The organism is Candidatus Avelusimicrobium fimicolum, from assembly GCF_021632165.1.
Taxonomy (GTDB): domain Bacteria; phylum Elusimicrobiota; class Elusimicrobia; order Elusimicrobiales; family Elusimicrobiaceae; genus Avelusimicrobium; species Avelusimicrobium fimicola.
In genome coordinates this window covers 25,365-40,712 of sequence record NZ_JAJWTS010000013.1, presented here as the reverse complement: position 1 = coordinate 40,712, position 15,348 = coordinate 25,365, and the positions used below count along the sequence as shown (strand labels likewise).

Below are 15,348 nucleotides of genomic sequence, written 5' to 3'. Positions count from 1 at the left end.
CGCGAAGGTGGCCATACGGTAGGCGCCGGTGTTGTAACCAAAATTATTGAGTAGTAAAATTGTTTAGTTCACTGTGGCGGGGGCATTTAACTATGCCCCCGCAGATAGTGTGAACAGCAATATTTTTAGAGATTTGTTCTCTCTTTTAAGGATAATAAGATGGCTAACGAAAGAATTACAATCGCGCTGGTTTGCACCGAATGCAAGAATAAAAACTATTACCAAGTGCGCGGTAAAAAGAAAGAATACAAGTTGGAAGTCAACAAGTTCTGCAAAAAATGCGGAAAAAGCACCAAGCATAAAGAAGGCAAAGCCTAAGATTTTTTGTGGGAGCGTCGGTTAACTGGTAAACCACCGGTCTCCAAAACCGGGACTGAAGGTTCGAGTCCTTCCGCTCCTGCCAGGTTTTATATCAAGGAAAACGGATATTTATGAATAAAGCAATCAATTTTCTCAAACAATCTGTTGGCGAACTGAGAAAATCCACCTGGCTTTCCAGACAGGAAGTGGTGCAATCCACTATCCTCGTTATGATTGTAGTGGCGTTGGTGTCTGCGTATGTCGGCGTCATTGACTTTGGCCTGACCAAAGTGTTGGGCGCAGTAGTCGGGGGTCGCTAATGGAAGAAAAAGCGTGGTACGTCGTGCATACCCAAACGGGGCACGAGGACAAAGTAAGAGAAAAAATCCTGCTTAATATTGACATCCAGGGCTTTGGGGACCGCGTTTTTCAGGTCCTGGTTCCCACCGAAGAAGTTGTTGAAGTCAAACAAAACAAGAAAATTTTACGCAAACGGAAATTTTTCCCTGGTTATGTGCTGGTACAGATGTTAATGACCAGCGAAGCATATTGGTTTATTAAGAATATTACGGGCGTAACCGGTTTCTTGGGTGATCCTAACCCCGTTCCGCTGCCGGAAGAAGAAATTGCCGGTATCGTAGAACTTACGGATAATCCCTCCGGTAAACCCAAACACGTGGTGGAATTTGAACGCGGCGAAAGCGTCCGTATTACGGAAGGTCCGTTCAAGCATTTCATCGGTGAAGTGGAAGAAGTCAACGAGCAGAAGAATAAACTGAAAGTAATGGTTACGGTCTTTGACCGCAAAACTCCTGTGGAAGTGGACTTTTTGCAAGTAGAAAAGAACTAGATTTTACCGCAGTAAAGCAGTAAAAAATACGGAGTAACAACAAAATGGCAAAAGAGAAAAAAATTAAAGGTTACATCAAATTGCAGATTCCTGCCGGTGCCGCTAACCCGGCCCCGCCTGTGGGTCCGGCTTTGGGCCAGCACGGCGTCAACATTATGGAATTTTGCAAACAATTCAACGCCAAGACGGCTAAGATGGAAAAAGGTATCAAGATTCCGGTCATCATTACTGTTTATGAAGACCGCTCTTTCACCTTTATTACCAAGATGCCGCCTATGGCTGTGCTGATTATCAAGGAATTGGGCCTGGCCAAAGGTTCCGGCGCTCCCCACAAAGATAAAGTCGGCAAGATTACCCAAGCCCAGTGCGAAAAAATCGCCGCGCAGAAATTGCCCGATTTGAACACGAAAGATGTCAAACAGGCCGCCGAAATGGTAAAAGGCACCTGCCGCAGTATGGGTGTGGACGTAGTAAAATAAATTTAAACTGAGGGAGGGCGAAAACGCCCGTTAAAACCTAAGGAGTATTTAAGATGGGAAAAAGATTGGAAGCCGCACAAAAGACGTACGACAAGTCCAAAGTTTACACGATGGCCGAAGGTGCTCAAATCGTAAAAGATAACGCCAAAGCCAAATTTGACGAAACCGTTGAAATCCACGTGAAACTGGGCATTGATACCAAAAAAGCCGACCAGCAGGTCCGCACCACCGTCGCTTTGCCGCACGGTACGGGCAAGACCAAACGCATTGCCGTTATCGCCAAGGGCGAACACGCGCAAGAAGCCCAACAGGCCGGTGCCGACAGAGTCGGTTGCGAAGACATTGTGGAAGAAGTGCTCAAAGGCAAAATTGACTTTGATGTACTCGTTGCCACCCCGGACACGATGAGAGATTTGGCCAAAGCCGCCAAAATCTTGGGTCCGCGCGGTCTTATGCCGAACCCGAAAAGCGGTACTGTAACCTTTGAATTGGCTAACACCATCAAAGCGTTGAAAGCGGGCCGCATTGAGTTCAAAGCCGATGCGTACGGTATTGTGCACGCCATCATTGGCAAAGCGTCCTTTGACGCCGCCAAACTGGCCGAAAACGCCAAGGCAGTAATGGATACTATCCTCCGCGTGAAACCCAGCACCTCCAAAGGTGTGTATGTGCAGAGCGTATCGCTCAGTTCTACTATGGGACCTGGCGTATTTGTCAGTTACAAATAAGTTCTCTTTTGCACACAAAAACCCCGCGACTTTACGGTTGCGGGGTTTTTTGTGCCTGTCTGATAAAACACCTCCGGCGAACTCTGTGGTGTTTTCCCCTTTATAATGGATTTTTTCCTTATCCCACAATATTTTAATCGGTAATTTTTTATTAAAGGCAGCCATAATAACAGCAAAACGAATTTCTGAACACTTCGCATCAGCAGACTTTTGGAAAGGAGGGAGAAAAACGGTTTTTATACATTTTTCTCAAAATAACTTTGCTATTTGCTATTATCTTTTTATAATATAAAAAAGCCGTATTAAAGGGGAAATTATATGACAAAATTTTTAGCCCGCACGCTTTGTATTTTCACTTTTTGCTTGTCTGCCTCTGTACTGTTTGCACAAGGGCGGCCTCTTCGCCAGGCTCCCAGTACGCTTACCAAAGCGGTCAAGGCAGCGCACCCCAAAGTGCCGGGCCGGATCTTTTCTTTTCCCCATTTGGAAAAATTGCTGATACAGCGGGAGTTACTTACGCGCCAAGCCTTGGATAAATTGCCGCTGGCGGAGACTTTGCTTTTGCCGGACGAAAAGCCTGCTCTTGCCGTTAGCGGCTGGCCGTGGAAACGCGAACCGTTGGGCCCGTATATGGAACTCCCGTTTTTTAGAAAATTATCGCCCGAAGCCCAGCGTAATTATTTTCTGTCAGCCAATAACCGCGCCATTGCCACTTTGTGGAAACAGCGAGCGGCTTTGTTTAAGGCCATAAAAGCGCGGCAAAACGAATTTTTAACGCAAAAGATATCTAATCCCACCCAAGAGCCTTTCGTGCAAATGGCGGCCCAAATCGGCCCGGAAATCAACCAAGTGATGATAGGTGAAATGCACGATTATACCTGGTTACAGCCTGGCATAAGTTCCTTTTTGGAAGCCCTGCGGGCCAAATACCCGGAGCGCCAAATGGTGTTGGTAACGGAATTTTTGCCGCGGGGCAAAAAAAATATGCGCCCCGCTCGGGATTGGATGCGGCAGGCTAACCCGGAATACGAAACTCTGTTCAATGATGCCACCCGTTTGGGCATACGCATTAAGGGGCTGGAAAGCAATTATATATATTTCCACACCCCGCCAAAAATGGAAATCCCCGGCGTAACGCCAGAGGAAAAAGTGAATATGTGGAGCACCCCCGAGGGGTTGCGCGTGCGTAATGCGGATTGGTATCAGGCCATAGCCGAATACCGTAAAGAAATGCCGGATGCTTTATTTATTGTGTATGCGGGGGCGGACCATTTGGATTATTCCCACCCGTCTTCTCTCTCCCGTCGTTTTCCGCGCGAGGAAACCTTTATCGGCATGGTTTACCCGTATGTGCCGGACGGGAAAGAAATAATGACGTGCGATAATATAGATGAGGTTTTGCCTGCTTTAAATACGGTAAAATACCTGTCGTGGCCGTCAAAAGACTTACGAAATTTGGCGGGGTTTGATGTGCGTATTAAACTGCCCGAGCCTGCCAAACGGGAAACGAAATGAAGCGGATTTTTTTCCATATTTTCTTTTTATTTTGCACCACTCTTTGCTGGGGGCAGGTAAGTATTTTGTCGGTTACGGATGAAGATAAGCACAAAACAAAGGAAGATTTTTACCATACATTTGAATATTTTATTAAACCGGCTGGCGGCGGGCAGCAAAACAAGTGCCAGGCTACGCGGATTGGGCGGCGGTGGTTCGCTACGGCGGCGCATTGTGTCGCGCAGACGTGCCAAAAAGGATGTACAATTCAAATGGATTTATTGGAAAGGCCCGTGTCCGCCTTGGCAAGTGTTACGCATACGCCCAAAAAACCGGCGGTATTTGTCCACCCGGAATATTCGTCCAAAGTATTTGTCAAAAATGATTTTGCCCTTATCCGCCTGGATTTGGACAGGACCTCCTTGGCCTATTACCGGCACGCTACTAAAAAGCAGCCCTACAACCGGGCGCTGACTGCCCAGCAGTTTGCCGCATATTTAGAGCGGAACCGAAAGGTTAAAAGCCAGTTTACGCATATCAAAAGCCCCGAACTGCCCCCGTTGGTCTTGTTTGATAATTTTAACGCCATTATCGATCGTAAAATTTCCGTTATTTCCATTTTTGGCGGCGTGCGCAAAATAGAGCCAGACCCATATGCGGTGCATTATGTAAAAGCCCTGGGGTTTGCTTACACCAAGAACTTTGGCATCCGCAAAGGGATGAGCGGCTCGGGCGTAATGACCAATACCGGGGAATTAATAGGCATTGTGTCGGGCAATATGACCTCCGCCCACTGGGAGAAAAAGAAAGGCGGCGAAAAAGTTCCCGCAGTAGAGGAATTGTTTATGTTCCCTGTATTTAATGCGGACGTGGCTGCCTTTATGGAACAGACAATGGGGAGCGATTATTATAAACTAACTTGGAAAGATGCCTATCCTTCTTTTGTATATAAGTCCCGGCGCAATTATGCTTCCGTCATAGAATCTGTTAATTATATCAATAAACAAAAATCTAAGTAAAAGCCCCGGTGGAAAACGATTACACCCCACATCATTTGTACACTCAATTAAAAAAGCCCCCGGTGAAATGGGGGCTTTTTTAAACTAATTGTTCTTGGCTTCCCGCTTGGCCTTTCTGCGGGCGTTGCGCTTGTCCAAACGCTCCTGCTTGGTCGTGCGCCGCTTATAACCGGCGTGTTCGGGTGTGGTCGGGGCTTCGTTATCAAAGTCGCCGTTCCACTCAAACTCCCGTCCGCCTACTACCAAGGAATCGCCGTCCTGCACCCCGTATTTAAGGAGTGCTTTTTCCAATCCTATTTTTTTGAAGATACCGCGCAAGCGCGCAATGGCTTCGGGCTGGTTAAAATTCGTCATTGCGATAAACTCTTCCACTTTTTTGCCTGTAATGTGGATGACGTCTTCTTCGTCGCGGAAAATGGAAAAAATCGGTTCTACCCGGTGCGTAACGGCGGATTGTTTTGTTTCTGCCGGAGGTTCAACTGGGGTAGCGGCCAAAATTTTAACCACTTCATCCAATACTTTGTTTACGCCCTCGCCGGTAGCGGCGGACATTAGCATTACTTTGTGCTTTTTAAACTTCTTTTTAATGGTTTCATATGCTTTTTGCGCTTCGGGCAAATCCATTTTGTTTACTACGATAATACGCGGCTTGGCAAACAGTTTTTTATCAAAGGTTTTTAATTCGTTTTCAATTACTTTTACCGATTTTTCCGCGTTCATCCCGTTAAATCCCTCCGGATCCACCAAGTGCAAAAGTACGCGGGTGCGCTCAATATGCTTTAAAAATTGCGTGCCAAGCCCTTTGCCCTCGCTGGCTCCTTCAATAATACCCGGGATGTCGGCGGTTGCAAAACTGAGGCCCTTGTGCAAGGTGATGCCCAGATTAGGGTTCAGGGTGGTGAACGGATAGTCTGCTATACGCGGACGGGCGGCGGAAATGCGGCTTAAAAAAGTGCTTTTGCCTGCATTGGGGAATCCGACCAGTCCCAAATCCGCCAAAACTTTAAGTTCCAAAAACAGCGTAACTTCTTCGCCGGGTTGTCCGTTTTCAGCAATGTGGGGGGCTGTATTGTTGCGGGTCTTAAACGACTGGTTGCCGCGCCCGCCCATACCGCCTTTGGCGACGGTAAATTGCTGTCCGGCTTCGGTTAAATCTACCAGAATTTGCCCGTCCTTTTTAACGATAGTACCGCACGGCACGCGGACGATTTTATCTTCTCCCGCGCGGCCTGTTTTATTGTAAGTGCCGCCTTTTTCGCCGTTTTGGGCTTCAATGTGCGGGTTGTACGCCAATTCCAGAAGCGTAGTTAAATTGGGGTCGGCCTGCAAAATAATGTCGCCCCCTTTGCCGCCGCAACCGCCGTTCGGGCCACCAAATTCAATAAATTTTTCGCGGCGGAAAGATAAGCAGCCGTCCCCGCCTTTTCCGGCGGTGAGGTAAATTTTAACACGGTCTAAAAAACTTCCGGATTGCATAAATTCGTCCTTTCTATACTTAAATCGTTTTGGCCGAAAGCAAATTAATATTCGGTTTGGGCCAGCAGTTTTTTGGATAAACGGCGTTTCGCCTTTGTGCGCGCCCTTTTTACTTTGGCCCGCGCAGGCGACTTGGTGCAGGTGTAAACCCACTCGTCTTGCGAAACGTGCAGTTCGTCCTTTTTCATTTTCTTATTGTATCATACGGGAGATTTTTTGTCCCACTGAATATACTACAAAAAAAGCGGCAGGAGAACTCCTGCCGCTTTTTAAACTGTGAAGCACTTATTTGTCCGCGTCGGCTTTTTTGGCTTTGGCGGGAGCCTTTTTCGCAGCCGTTTTCTTGGCGGCGGGCTTTTTGGCGGCTTTTACAGCCGGTTTTTTAGCAGGCTCTTTGGCTTCTTTGGTTTCCGCAACTTTCGGGTACACGGAAATTTGCTTTTTGCCTCTCGTTACCCATTCAAAAGTAACAATGCCGGCAACGCGGGCAAAAAGGCTGTCATCGCTGCTTCTTGCCACGTTGGTACCGGGCAAGAATTTGGTACCGCGTTGGCGGACGATGATTTCCCCAGCGTTTACAAACTGGGAGCCGTAGCGTTTAATGCCTAAACGCTGGCCGTGGCTGTCTCTTCCGTTGGAGGAAGAACCTTGTGCTTTTGTATGTGCCATAGTTTAGTCTCCCAAGTTATGCTAACTGGATATCCGTAATTTTAATTTGCGTTAAATCCTGTCTGTGGCCGATGGTTCTTTCGTAACCTTTTTTCGGTCTCTTTTTGAAAACGAGGATTTTCGGACCTCTCAAATGTTTTACCACTTGAGCGGTGACCTTGGCCGTGTTACCGGCTTTGGCATCTGCCGAGGTACCTTCTTCGTTAGCGGCCCAGAGAACTTTCAAGTCCACATTGGCGCCTACTTCCGCGTCCAGTTTTTCAACCTGCAGATTTTGACCGGGTTTAACCCAGTACTGTTTTCCACCAGTTTCAATAATTGCGTACATAAGTTTATTATACCAAATAAAGAGACACCTCTCCTGCCCCCTTTTACCTTGCGGTGCGGGGCCAAAAGGGCGTTCTCCCTTAATTTGTATATATATTATAACATAAATTTTGCGCTTATGGCGGGGTGTTATTTTCGGCAGATGTGCAGGCAGAGTGCAAATTTAATAAAATATAATAAAGAGATTTGAGGACTATGCCTACTAAAATGAAAGAAGATTATTATCAAATCCTCGGTATTGAGCGTACCGCCACCGAGGTAGAAATTAAGTCTGCGTTCCGGCGACAGGCTATGAAATTCCACCCGGACAGAAATCCGGGCAATAAAGAAGCCGAAGAACAATTTAAAAAAGTAAACGAAGCGTTTTCCGTTTTGTCTGACCCGCAAAAAAAGCAGATGTATGACCAATACGGCCACGAGGGTGTATCGGGCGCAGGCGGTTTTGGCGGGTTTAATGCAGGGGGCTTTGGGGATATTAACGATATCTTCGGCTCTGTGTTTGGCGATATGTTCGGCGGGGCTTTTGGCGGCGGACGCCGCGGAGCACCGCGTGCCCAACGGGGGGAAGATTTAAAGTTGGATGTTACCCTGACTTTGGAGGAAGCGTTTGCGGGTAAAGAAGTTCCCGTAGATTATACTCGCCTAGACAACTGTGCCGAATGCGACGGTTCCGGTGCAGCCCCGGGCTCTGCCCGCAAGACGTGCCGCTCCTGCAACGGAACGGGCACGGTAACGTATTCGCAAGGATTTTTCAGTATGCGCCAAGTTTGTCCCGATTGCGGCGGCAAAGGTACGGTGGTGGAAAAACCGTGTTCCTCCTGTAAAGGCAGCGGTACCAAACGCGTAAAAGAAAATATTACGGTTAAAATTCCCTCCGGTGTGCGTACGGGTGTAACCTTGCGCGTGTCCAACGGGGGCGATATCGGCACCAACGGCGGCGGTTTCGGCGATTTGTATGTAGAAGTGCGCGTTAAAGAGCATAAAATCTTTAAGCGCGCGGGGGACGATTTGGTGATTGATGTGCCGATTACTTATCCTCAGGCGGTTTTGGGCGGCAGTATTAAGGTTCCGACGATTGAGGGAAAAGAAATTGAGGTTACAATTCCCAAAGGCACACAGTTTGGTTCTGTGATTAAAGTGCAGGGGAACGGGATGCCGCGCCTGGGGAAAAAGGGCTTTGGCGATTTGCTCGTCAATGTGAAAATTGAAGTGCTTAAAAAGCCGACGGCCCGCCAAAAGGAACTGTTGGAGGAACTTGCCAAGGAGACAGGCGGCAAAAAGAGTTTCCTCAAAGAGTTGTTTTCGTAAAGTTTATAAAAACAAACAAGCGGTCTGCCTTTTATCGGCAGGCCGCTTTTTTGTGCAAATCAAAGGACCAACAGTTGGGTGGAGTGCAAAAGTTGTTTGGCTTACTCAATAATGCCGCCGCCGAGGACAATGTCCCCGTCGTACATTACGGCCGACTGGCCCGCAGTAATAGACATTTGTGGCTCGTCAAACGCTGCTTCTATGCGCCCATTTTCAAGCACGCGTACGGTGGCTTTGGCCGGGTTGTGCAAGTTGCGGATTTTAATTTCGCACCGGAACTCTTGCGCGGGCGCTTCACCCGCCACCCACGATACCTTATCTGCCGTTAGTTTTTGGGAGTATAAGGCCTCTTTCGGCCCGATAACCACTTGGTTTTTAGCCGCATCCAACCGCACCACATACATCGGCGTTTTAAAGCCGCTAATACCAAGCCCCTTGCGCTTGCCGATAGTGTAGTGCCACAAACCTTCGTGGCGGGCAACCGCTTGTCCGTCCAGCGTAACGATATCTCCCGGCTTGCTGGGGAAGTTTAACAAATCGTTGTAATCCCCGCAGTAAAAGTCCTGGCTGTCCTCTTTATCGGCTACTTCCAGCCCGGCCTTGCGCGCAATTTCGCGGATTTCGGGTTTGGTCATTTCGCCCAACGGGAACAGCACGCGGGCAAGTTGCCGCTGGGTTAAGCGGTGCAAAAAGTAACTTTGGTCGCGCGATAAATCTTTGGCTTTTTTCAATAAATATTTGCCCGATTTTTCGTCAAACTCCACGCGGGCATAGTGCCCGGTGGCAAATTTATCAAATTTAATTCCTTGCTTTTCGGCGGCGCTGGGCAAAACGCCGAATTTAATCAAACTGTTACACAGTACGCACGGATTCGGTGTGCGCCCGCAGGAATATTCCAGGCGGAAGTTATCCAATACGGCGCGGCGGTACGGGTCCCGGCAGTCCACTTTTACAAAGTCAATGCCGAGTTTGCGGGCAATACCTTCCACCTCTTGTAAATCTTCTTTTTCGGGAGATAAACACGCGTTTTTTTGGTATGGCCCCTCTGGTACCGGGAGCGACGGGTCCCATACAATCATCGTAGCGCCGATGACGTGGTAACCCTTGTCTTTTAAAATAACGGCCGAAGCGGCGGAATCCACCCCGCCGGATAGGCCGATTAGGATTGTCTCTTTTTCCATCAATTCCCTCTTTATGTTAAATTGTACTTTAGGTTGAAAGCCAAAAGGACACTATATTATAGTATTTCCCCTTGTGTGAACGCTACCCATAACCCATAAAAATACCCGGCGGGATAGCCGGGTATTAAATCAGTTGCTTTGGTTTTGCTCCGCCGCGGGGACGGGGGCTGAAACCTCGTGATTGGCGGGATTATTGTTATATAATTTACGCACGGAGGGGTAAATTTTTTTGAACGCCGCCACAATGTGCGGGTCAAACGATTTGCCGGATTCCTCCAAAATATACGCGTAGGCATCATCTGTCTTCCACGCTTTTTTATATACGCGGAACATACACAGCGCATCAAATACGTCGGCCACCGTTACAATGCGGGCCTCTATCGGTATTTCCTCACCCTTTAACCCTTTGGGATAGCCCGAACCGTTCCATTTTTCGTGGTGGTAGAGGCTCATCTTGTGAGCGATTTTAAGCACTTGGGAGTGTGCGCCTTCCAAAATGCGCCCGCCGTAAATGGTGTGCGATTTCATTATTTCAAATTCGTCGGGGGTGAGTTTGCCGGGTTTTAGCAAAATGTTATCAGCCAAAGCCACCTTGCCGATATCGTGCAAGGGACTGGCGTTTTTAATCAGTTCGGCATCGTGCTTGTTAAGCCCCAAGGCCAGGGCCAGTAAATAGGAAATAATACTGATATTTTTTAAGTGGGCGCGGGTGTCCTGCTGGTCGCGGTATTCGGCGGTAACGGCCAGGCGGTAAATGGTTTCCAACTGCGCGACGTGGACGTCTTGGTACAATTTGGCGATTTCAATCGCGCTGCCCGCCAAGGTGGCAAGCAAGAGTAAAATTCCCTCGTCCTTTTTGTCAAAGGGGGTTCCGTCGGCCTTGTTGGCTACCTGAAAAACACCTAACACTTTGCCCGAATTGTTTTTAAGCGGAATAGCCAGCATAGAGTGGGTGCGGAAATCAGTTACCATATCCACATCCATAGAAAAACGCGGGTCCTCATAAGCATTGGGCAAGTTGATAGTTTCGCCGGTGCGTGCCACCAAAGAAATTACCCCATTTCCGTTGAGCGGTACGCGGATTTCGGTATGTTCCAAGCCCCGCCCTTGGGCAATTTTAGACCACAGTTCGTTTTTTTCTACATCTTTTAAATAAATGGTGCACCGCCCTACGTCTAACATTTTGGTAATTTGTTGGGCGATGATATCCAGTAGTTTATCTAATCGGAGTTCGCAGGAGATGCGCGCCCCGAATTCCACCAATAAGTTTAACTTCTCTTCGGCGGAAAGTTTGCCGTTTTCCGGCCTAAATGATTGCATATGCTTCTCACCCGTTTAAGCGTACGAAGTGGTCTGCCTTGGCTGACGGATAAAACTTTTTCAAATAAAAATTTAATTCCAAGGCGGACAGCCCTGACAATGTAAACACAGTCCCTGTCTGTGTCCGGGCGGTGCTTTGCACGGCGCGGAGCCAAATTTCGGGCGCGCAGTTAAACCGTACAAAACTATAACCGAACGCGGGAGAATCCGCATCCTTATACAAACACTCTACAAAATTTTTCTTAAAAAGTGTCTTTAAAGTTGTTTGAGCCTTGTCAAAAACTTTGCCCTCACGCAAAAAGAGAGCCCCTTTGTCTAACCGTACGGGCGCATTTTTAAAGTTTTCCGCGCCGGCCGGCTTGCGGGGCAAAATATCCGTAACAAATTTAAGGTTTTTGGCAAATTCCTGCGCTTTTTTGTGCCATTTCGGCCACGCGGTAAAAAGTTGCCCCGCGCGGGACAGAAAGAGATATACATCTATGCTGTCTGTCAGCAAGGGGAGTTTTCCGGCTGTTTCCCAGCGGACCAGCAGCCTTTTAACCGTGCGGCGGCTTTGGCGCAAATCCCCATATACATAATCAAACAGTCCGCTTGGGGTGTTGCCCCATACGGCGGTGCGGTATTTTTGGTTGGCGGTTTTTAAAACTGTTGCGGCTAAATCAGGGATGCAAAATTCCGCTTCCAGCGAGGGCAAATAAATGAGCGATGGCTTTTCGGGCGCGGTGGAAATACCCTGCTGTTTAAGCACTTTTGCAAGGGGTGGTGTGCGGCGGGGAAGAATTTGGCTGGCATAATTTATCCACCCAAAGCCGCATAAACGGGCGAGGCCGGTTTTGTTTGCCATAAAAACAATTCCGCACACCCGCAAAAAGACTCCCAGCCGTACTAGGCGGCTAAATAAGTGCGGGTGCTTTGTGCGCCAGGCAAGAAGCGTAAACAAAGTTTTAGGCAAGGTGTTTAGTTGCAAGGTCCGGCGCAGTTCCAGCATATGTTCGGCCGTTGGAATTTTGCCTGCACAGGCTTGCGTACAACGCCCGCACAACAAACAGGAATTGACAGCGCGCTCCAACAGGGGGCGGCTATTTTTTACGTTTAATTTTTTTTCGGCTATCAAGCGCGCCAGTTGATTGCGCCCGCGTGGAGAAAAAGTTTCCTCATTGGTCAGCCAATAGGTCGGGCAGGCTTGCTGGCAACTTCCGCAACGGTTGCAAAAGCAAAGGGAGTCATATACGCTTCTTTCGCCAAACGGTGTATCCAACAGCGTTAAATGCCGTTTGGGGTGCAAGGGGTCTAGTTGCGGCGGAATCAAATCAAACATTTTTTTCTCCTGCCAAAATAGGGAATAAATCCCCGGGGTCTAATTGCTTCTTAATAGAAGCCCAGAGCAAATGCCCGTTTTCGCGCACAAACGGCTTTTCCGGGGCTGCGGGAACGGGCTTGGCATAGATTTTGAAAGTCAGCCGGGTTACAAGGCCCAAAGTGCCTTGGGAGCCTGCAAACAGGCGGGTTAAGTGATATCCGGCGGCATTTTTCATTAGTTTGCCTCCATAGCGGACGAGCGAGCCGTCCGGCAAAAGGGCTTCTATCCCCAAAACCTGCGCGTAAAAGGACGGCAGACAGCCGGAACAGAAAGCCCCACCCAAAGTTCCTTTGCTGTTAGGCAAAATGCTGTAAACCCCGGCTTGTGTTAAGGCGCGTGCCAAATTTTTTAATGTAACGCCCGCCTCGGCGGTTACCGTATAATTGGTTTTATCAATTTCCAAAATCCGGTTTAGCGTCTGGGTGGAAAGTGCGTTGGCTCCCTTGGTTTTTAAGCGGGAATTTTCCCCGGTAATCAGGCACGGCGCGTGTACTTTTTTGCGCAATAAAATTTTTTCTGCCAGTTGCTTTGTCGCGGCGGATAAGGGTGCTTGTTCCCGGGCTTTTTCCGCATAATTAACCGGAATTAATTTAAGCGGATTGGCTAAATTATCCGGATCAAAGGCGCGCTTGATTTGCACAAAAAGGTCCAAGGTCGGTTTATCGTATTGGTAAGCCATTACGGCGCGCTTTTCTACGCCTACTCCGTGTTCCCCTGATACAGTACCTCCGCAATCCACGCAAGCCTGTAAAATTTCTTTTAGTGCTTTTGTTACGCGGACGGTGTCCGGACGGTTTCGCTCGTCAAAGATAATTTGCGGGTGAAAATTACCGTCGCCCGCGTGGAAAAGCAAACTTGCGTAAATGTGTTGTTCGTCCAAAATACGGCGTACCTTTTCTAAGGCGCGCGGAAGTTCGCTGCGCGGTACGGTGCCGTCGCCCACCATTACGTTGGGGGCCAAGCGGGCCATTGATGCATATGCCGCCCGGCGGCCGAACCATAACTTTTGGCGTTCGGCTTCCGTTTTAGCCGGCAAAAATTTAAGCGAGTGATTTTTCAGGCAAATATCTTCCAACTGTTTTTCCTGCTCGGAAATTTCAGCGGGAGTGCCGTCCAACTCCAAAATCAGCAGGGCTTTCGCGTCCAACGGGTAGCCCGCGTGGGCAAATTCCTCCACGGCGCGGGTGGTAACGTCATCCATGGCTTCCACACACCGCGGGATAATGCCCTCAGCGGCTAAATCGCTGACCGTTTGCACACTGTCTGCAAGAGAGGGGAATGTTACCAAAAACGTTTTAATATGCTTGGCCGCGGGCAGAATCCGCACTTTTAATTGTTTAATTATGCCGAGCGTGCCTTCACTCCCGGCAATAAGTCCAATAAAATCCGGTCCGCCGTCTTGGCGGGATAAATGAAGTTCCGTTCCGTCGGGCAACACGAAATCAATTTCCAAAACGTGGTCTATGGTGCCGCCGTATTTCATACAACGTGCGCCGCTTGCGTTTTGGGCCAGGTTGCCGCTTAACGTGCAAACGCGCTCGCTGGCGGGGTCCGGCGCGTAAAAGAAGCCAAGCGGAGCAAGGGCATCTTGCAGGTCCCCTCCGGTAACGCCCGGCTCTACCCACGCAAACCCCTCTTGGGTGTTTATTTGTAAAATTTTGTTTAGCGGAGCCACATTTAAAATAATGCCACCGTTTAAAGCGGCGCAACTGCCTGCGTGGTTGGTGGCACTGGCGCGCGGCACAAAAGGGATATGATAAGCGTGCAAAACCTTTAACACCGGGGCAATTACTTCTGCCTGGCGCAAGTGGATAAGGGCGTCCGGCCGCGTGCGTGAGAGCGAACAGTCGTATGCGTAAACGGAAAGGGAAACCTCATCAGTCAGCAGGTTTTCTTTACCCACTATTTTTGTCAGTTCGGCGAAAGCGGCGGACGGTATTTTCATAAATTCCTACAAATTTTATACGTACCAACGTAAACTTTTTGTATATTATTATTATTATATTATTTGTATAAGGTACAAAACCAATGCAAACCCAAAAGAACCCCAAGCGTGTGGTGGTAGTAGGCGACGTACACGGACAGTTTGACCCGTTTGTTAAAATTTTGCGCCACGCAAAATTGATAGACGGACAAAACAACTGGTGCGGCGGACACGACCGTTTGGTGCAAATGGGGGATATTTTTGACAGAGGGCCCTTTTCCCGCAAGGTGGACGACTTGTTGGACACTATCCAGCAGCAGGCCAAAACGGCGGGCGGAGAGGTGGTGCGCTTGGTAGGCAATCACGAATTGGAACCGCTATTGTCTAACTTTGTTATTTCCGGTTTTAGCAAAGAGGAAGCCCAGTTTATGCGCGAAAAAATGACCCGCCAGGTGCTCTGCGGGGATTTGCGCGCTGCCTATGCCTACAAAGGGTATTTATTCACGCACGCGGGTGTAACGCATAAATTGTACCGTATTTTTCAAATGCAGTTGGACGAGCCGAGTTCCAACAATTTAGCGGTGCTGATTAACCTGATTTTTAAGGAATCCATTAAACACGAATTTTTTAAGCACCCGATTTTCAACATCAGCATTCACCGCAAAGGAGTGAACCGCTTTGGCGGGATTTTCTGGGAAGATTTGGACGATTTGGTGTCTTCTTATCCGGCCAGCCCGGTGTGGCAGATTGTGGGCCATACGCAGGTGGTTCATATTGTGGTGGATAAAACGGCGAGGATTATTCCGGTGGATGTGGGGTTGCACCGCAAATTGCAATATTTAGTGCTGGACGAAAAGGGCGTTCCCGAAATTGTGGACGTACCTGACGACCAACCGGCAGAGAATTAAATAAA

Annotated in this window: 17 protein-coding genes and 1 tRNA gene; 10 read left to right on the top strand and 8 right to left on the bottom strand. The window is 48.6% G+C overall.

Going from position 1 to position 15,348, the window contains the following annotated elements; genetic code table 11:
* Nucleotides 1-159: 159 nt before the first annotated feature.
* The 8 genes from rpmG to ACQY2K_RS05895 all read left to right on the top strand — a co-directional run bounded on the left by rpmG (nt 160) and on the right by ACQY2K_RS05895 (nt 4,870).
* Complete coding sequence (gene rpmG / locus ACQY2K_RS05930; protein WP_177746420.1) at nt 160-318, top strand: 50S ribosomal protein L33; 159 nt, start codon at nt 160-162, stop codon at nt 316-318.
* 10 nt (nt 319-328) lie between these two features.
* A tRNA-Trp gene (locus ACQY2K_RS05925) sits at nt 329-403 on the top strand.
* A 28-nt stretch (nt 404-431) separates the two neighbouring features.
* Nucleotides 432-620 (top strand): preprotein translocase subunit SecE, encoded by a 189-nt coding sequence (secE, locus tag ACQY2K_RS05920; RefSeq protein ID WP_177746423.1) that lies wholly within the window; start codon nt 432-434, stop codon nt 618-620.
* Nucleotides 620-1,150, top strand: coding sequence for a transcription termination/antitermination protein NusG (gene nusG, locus ACQY2K_RS05915; protein ID WP_177746425.1), 531 nt, complete (start codon nt 620-622; stop codon nt 1,148-1,150). The genes secE and nusG overlap by 1 nt, the downstream gene beginning before the upstream one ends.
* A gap of 44 nt (nt 1,151-1,194) precedes the next feature.
* Nucleotides 1,195-1,629 (top strand): 50S ribosomal protein L11, encoded by a 435-nt coding sequence (gene rplK / locus ACQY2K_RS05910; protein WP_177746427.1) that lies wholly within the window; start codon nt 1,195-1,197, stop codon nt 1,627-1,629.
* 53 nt (nt 1,630-1,682) lie between these two features.
* Nucleotides 1,683-2,357 carry a 50S ribosomal protein L1 gene (gene rplA / locus ACQY2K_RS05905; protein ID WP_177746429.1) on the top strand — a complete coding sequence of 225 codons (675 nt, stop codon included), beginning with the start codon at nt 1,683-1,685 and terminating at the stop codon, nt 2,355-2,357.
* 318 nt (nt 2,358-2,675) lie between these two features.
* On the top strand, nt 2,676-3,872 hold the full coding sequence (locus tag ACQY2K_RS05900; protein WP_428041096.1) for a hypothetical protein: 1,197 nt from the start codon (nt 2,676-2,678) through the stop codon (nt 3,870-3,872).
* Nucleotides 3,869-4,870 (top strand): trypsin-like serine protease, encoded by a 1,002-nt coding sequence (locus ACQY2K_RS05895; RefSeq protein WP_428041095.1) that lies wholly within the window; start codon nt 3,869-3,871, stop codon nt 4,868-4,870. The genes ACQY2K_RS05900 and ACQY2K_RS05895 overlap by 4 nt, the downstream gene beginning before the upstream one ends.
* Nucleotides 4,871-4,954: 84 nt before the next feature.
* Here the strand turns inward: ACQY2K_RS05895 and obgE are convergent, their stop codons facing one another.
* The 4 genes from obgE to rplU form a co-directional block, all read right to left on the bottom strand.
* Nucleotides 4,955-6,346, bottom strand: a complete 1,392-nt coding sequence (gene obgE / locus ACQY2K_RS05890) for a GTPase ObgE (RefSeq protein WP_428040226.1) — start codon at nt 6,344-6,346, stop codon at nt 4,955-4,957.
* A 44-nt stretch (nt 6,347-6,390) separates the two neighbouring features.
* The gene (locus ACQY2K_RS05885) at nt 6,391-6,534 is read right to left on the bottom strand and encodes a hypothetical protein (RefSeq protein WP_177746441.1); all 144 of its coding nucleotides are present in this window, start codon (nt 6,532-6,534) and stop codon (nt 6,391-6,393) included.
* Nucleotides 6,535-6,631: 97 nt separating this feature from the next.
* Nucleotides 6,632-7,015 (bottom strand): 50S ribosomal protein L27, encoded by a 384-nt coding sequence (gene rpmA / locus ACQY2K_RS05880; protein ID WP_428041094.1) that lies wholly within the window; start codon nt 7,013-7,015, stop codon nt 6,632-6,634.
* 16 nt (nt 7,016-7,031) lie between these two features.
* Nucleotides 7,032-7,343: a 50S ribosomal protein L21 gene (rplU, locus tag ACQY2K_RS05875; RefSeq protein ID WP_177746445.1), complete on the bottom strand. Its 312-nt coding sequence runs from the start codon at nt 7,341-7,343 to the stop codon at nt 7,032-7,034.
* A 194-nt stretch (nt 7,344-7,537) separates the two neighbouring features.
* Here rplU and dnaJ point away from each other — a divergent pair, with 194 nt between their 5' ends.
* Nucleotides 7,538-8,650 (top strand): molecular chaperone DnaJ, encoded by a 1,113-nt coding sequence (gene dnaJ / locus ACQY2K_RS05870; protein WP_428041093.1) that lies wholly within the window; start codon nt 7,538-7,540, stop codon nt 8,648-8,650.
* Nucleotides 8,651-8,751: 101 nt separating this feature from the next.
* Here the strand turns inward: dnaJ and mnmA are convergent, their stop codons facing one another.
* The 4 genes from mnmA to ACQY2K_RS05850 all read right to left on the bottom strand — a co-directional run bounded on the left by mnmA (nt 8,752) and on the right by ACQY2K_RS05850 (nt 14,456).
* Nucleotides 8,752-9,831 carry a tRNA 2-thiouridine(34) synthase MnmA gene (gene mnmA / locus ACQY2K_RS05865; RefSeq protein WP_428041092.1) on the bottom strand — a complete coding sequence of 360 codons (1,080 nt, stop codon included), beginning with the start codon at nt 9,829-9,831 and terminating at the stop codon, nt 8,752-8,754.
* A gap of 129 nt (nt 9,832-9,960) precedes the next feature.
* Nucleotides 9,961-11,151, bottom strand: coding sequence for an HD domain-containing phosphohydrolase (locus ACQY2K_RS05860; RefSeq protein ID WP_428038036.1), 1,191 nt, complete (start codon nt 11,149-11,151; stop codon nt 9,961-9,963).
* Nucleotides 11,152-11,158: 7 nt separating this feature from the next.
* A complete protein-coding gene (locus tag ACQY2K_RS05855; RefSeq protein WP_428041091.1) occupies nt 11,159-12,469 on the bottom strand; it encodes a 4Fe-4S dicluster domain-containing protein in 1,311 nt (436 codons plus the stop codon).
* A complete protein-coding gene (locus ACQY2K_RS05850; RefSeq protein WP_428041090.1) occupies nt 12,462-14,456 on the bottom strand; it encodes an FAD-binding oxidoreductase in 1,995 nt (664 codons plus the stop codon). Before ACQY2K_RS05850 ends, ACQY2K_RS05855 begins: the two co-directional genes overlap by 8 nt.
* 83 nt (nt 14,457-14,539) lie before the next feature.
* Between ACQY2K_RS05850 and ACQY2K_RS05845 the strand changes: the two genes are divergently transcribed.
* Nucleotides 14,540-15,343 carry a metallophosphoesterase gene (locus ACQY2K_RS05845; protein WP_177746455.1) on the top strand — a complete coding sequence of 268 codons (804 nt, stop codon included), beginning with the start codon at nt 14,540-14,542 and terminating at the stop codon, nt 15,341-15,343.
* Nucleotides 15,344-15,348: the final 5 nt, after the last annotated feature.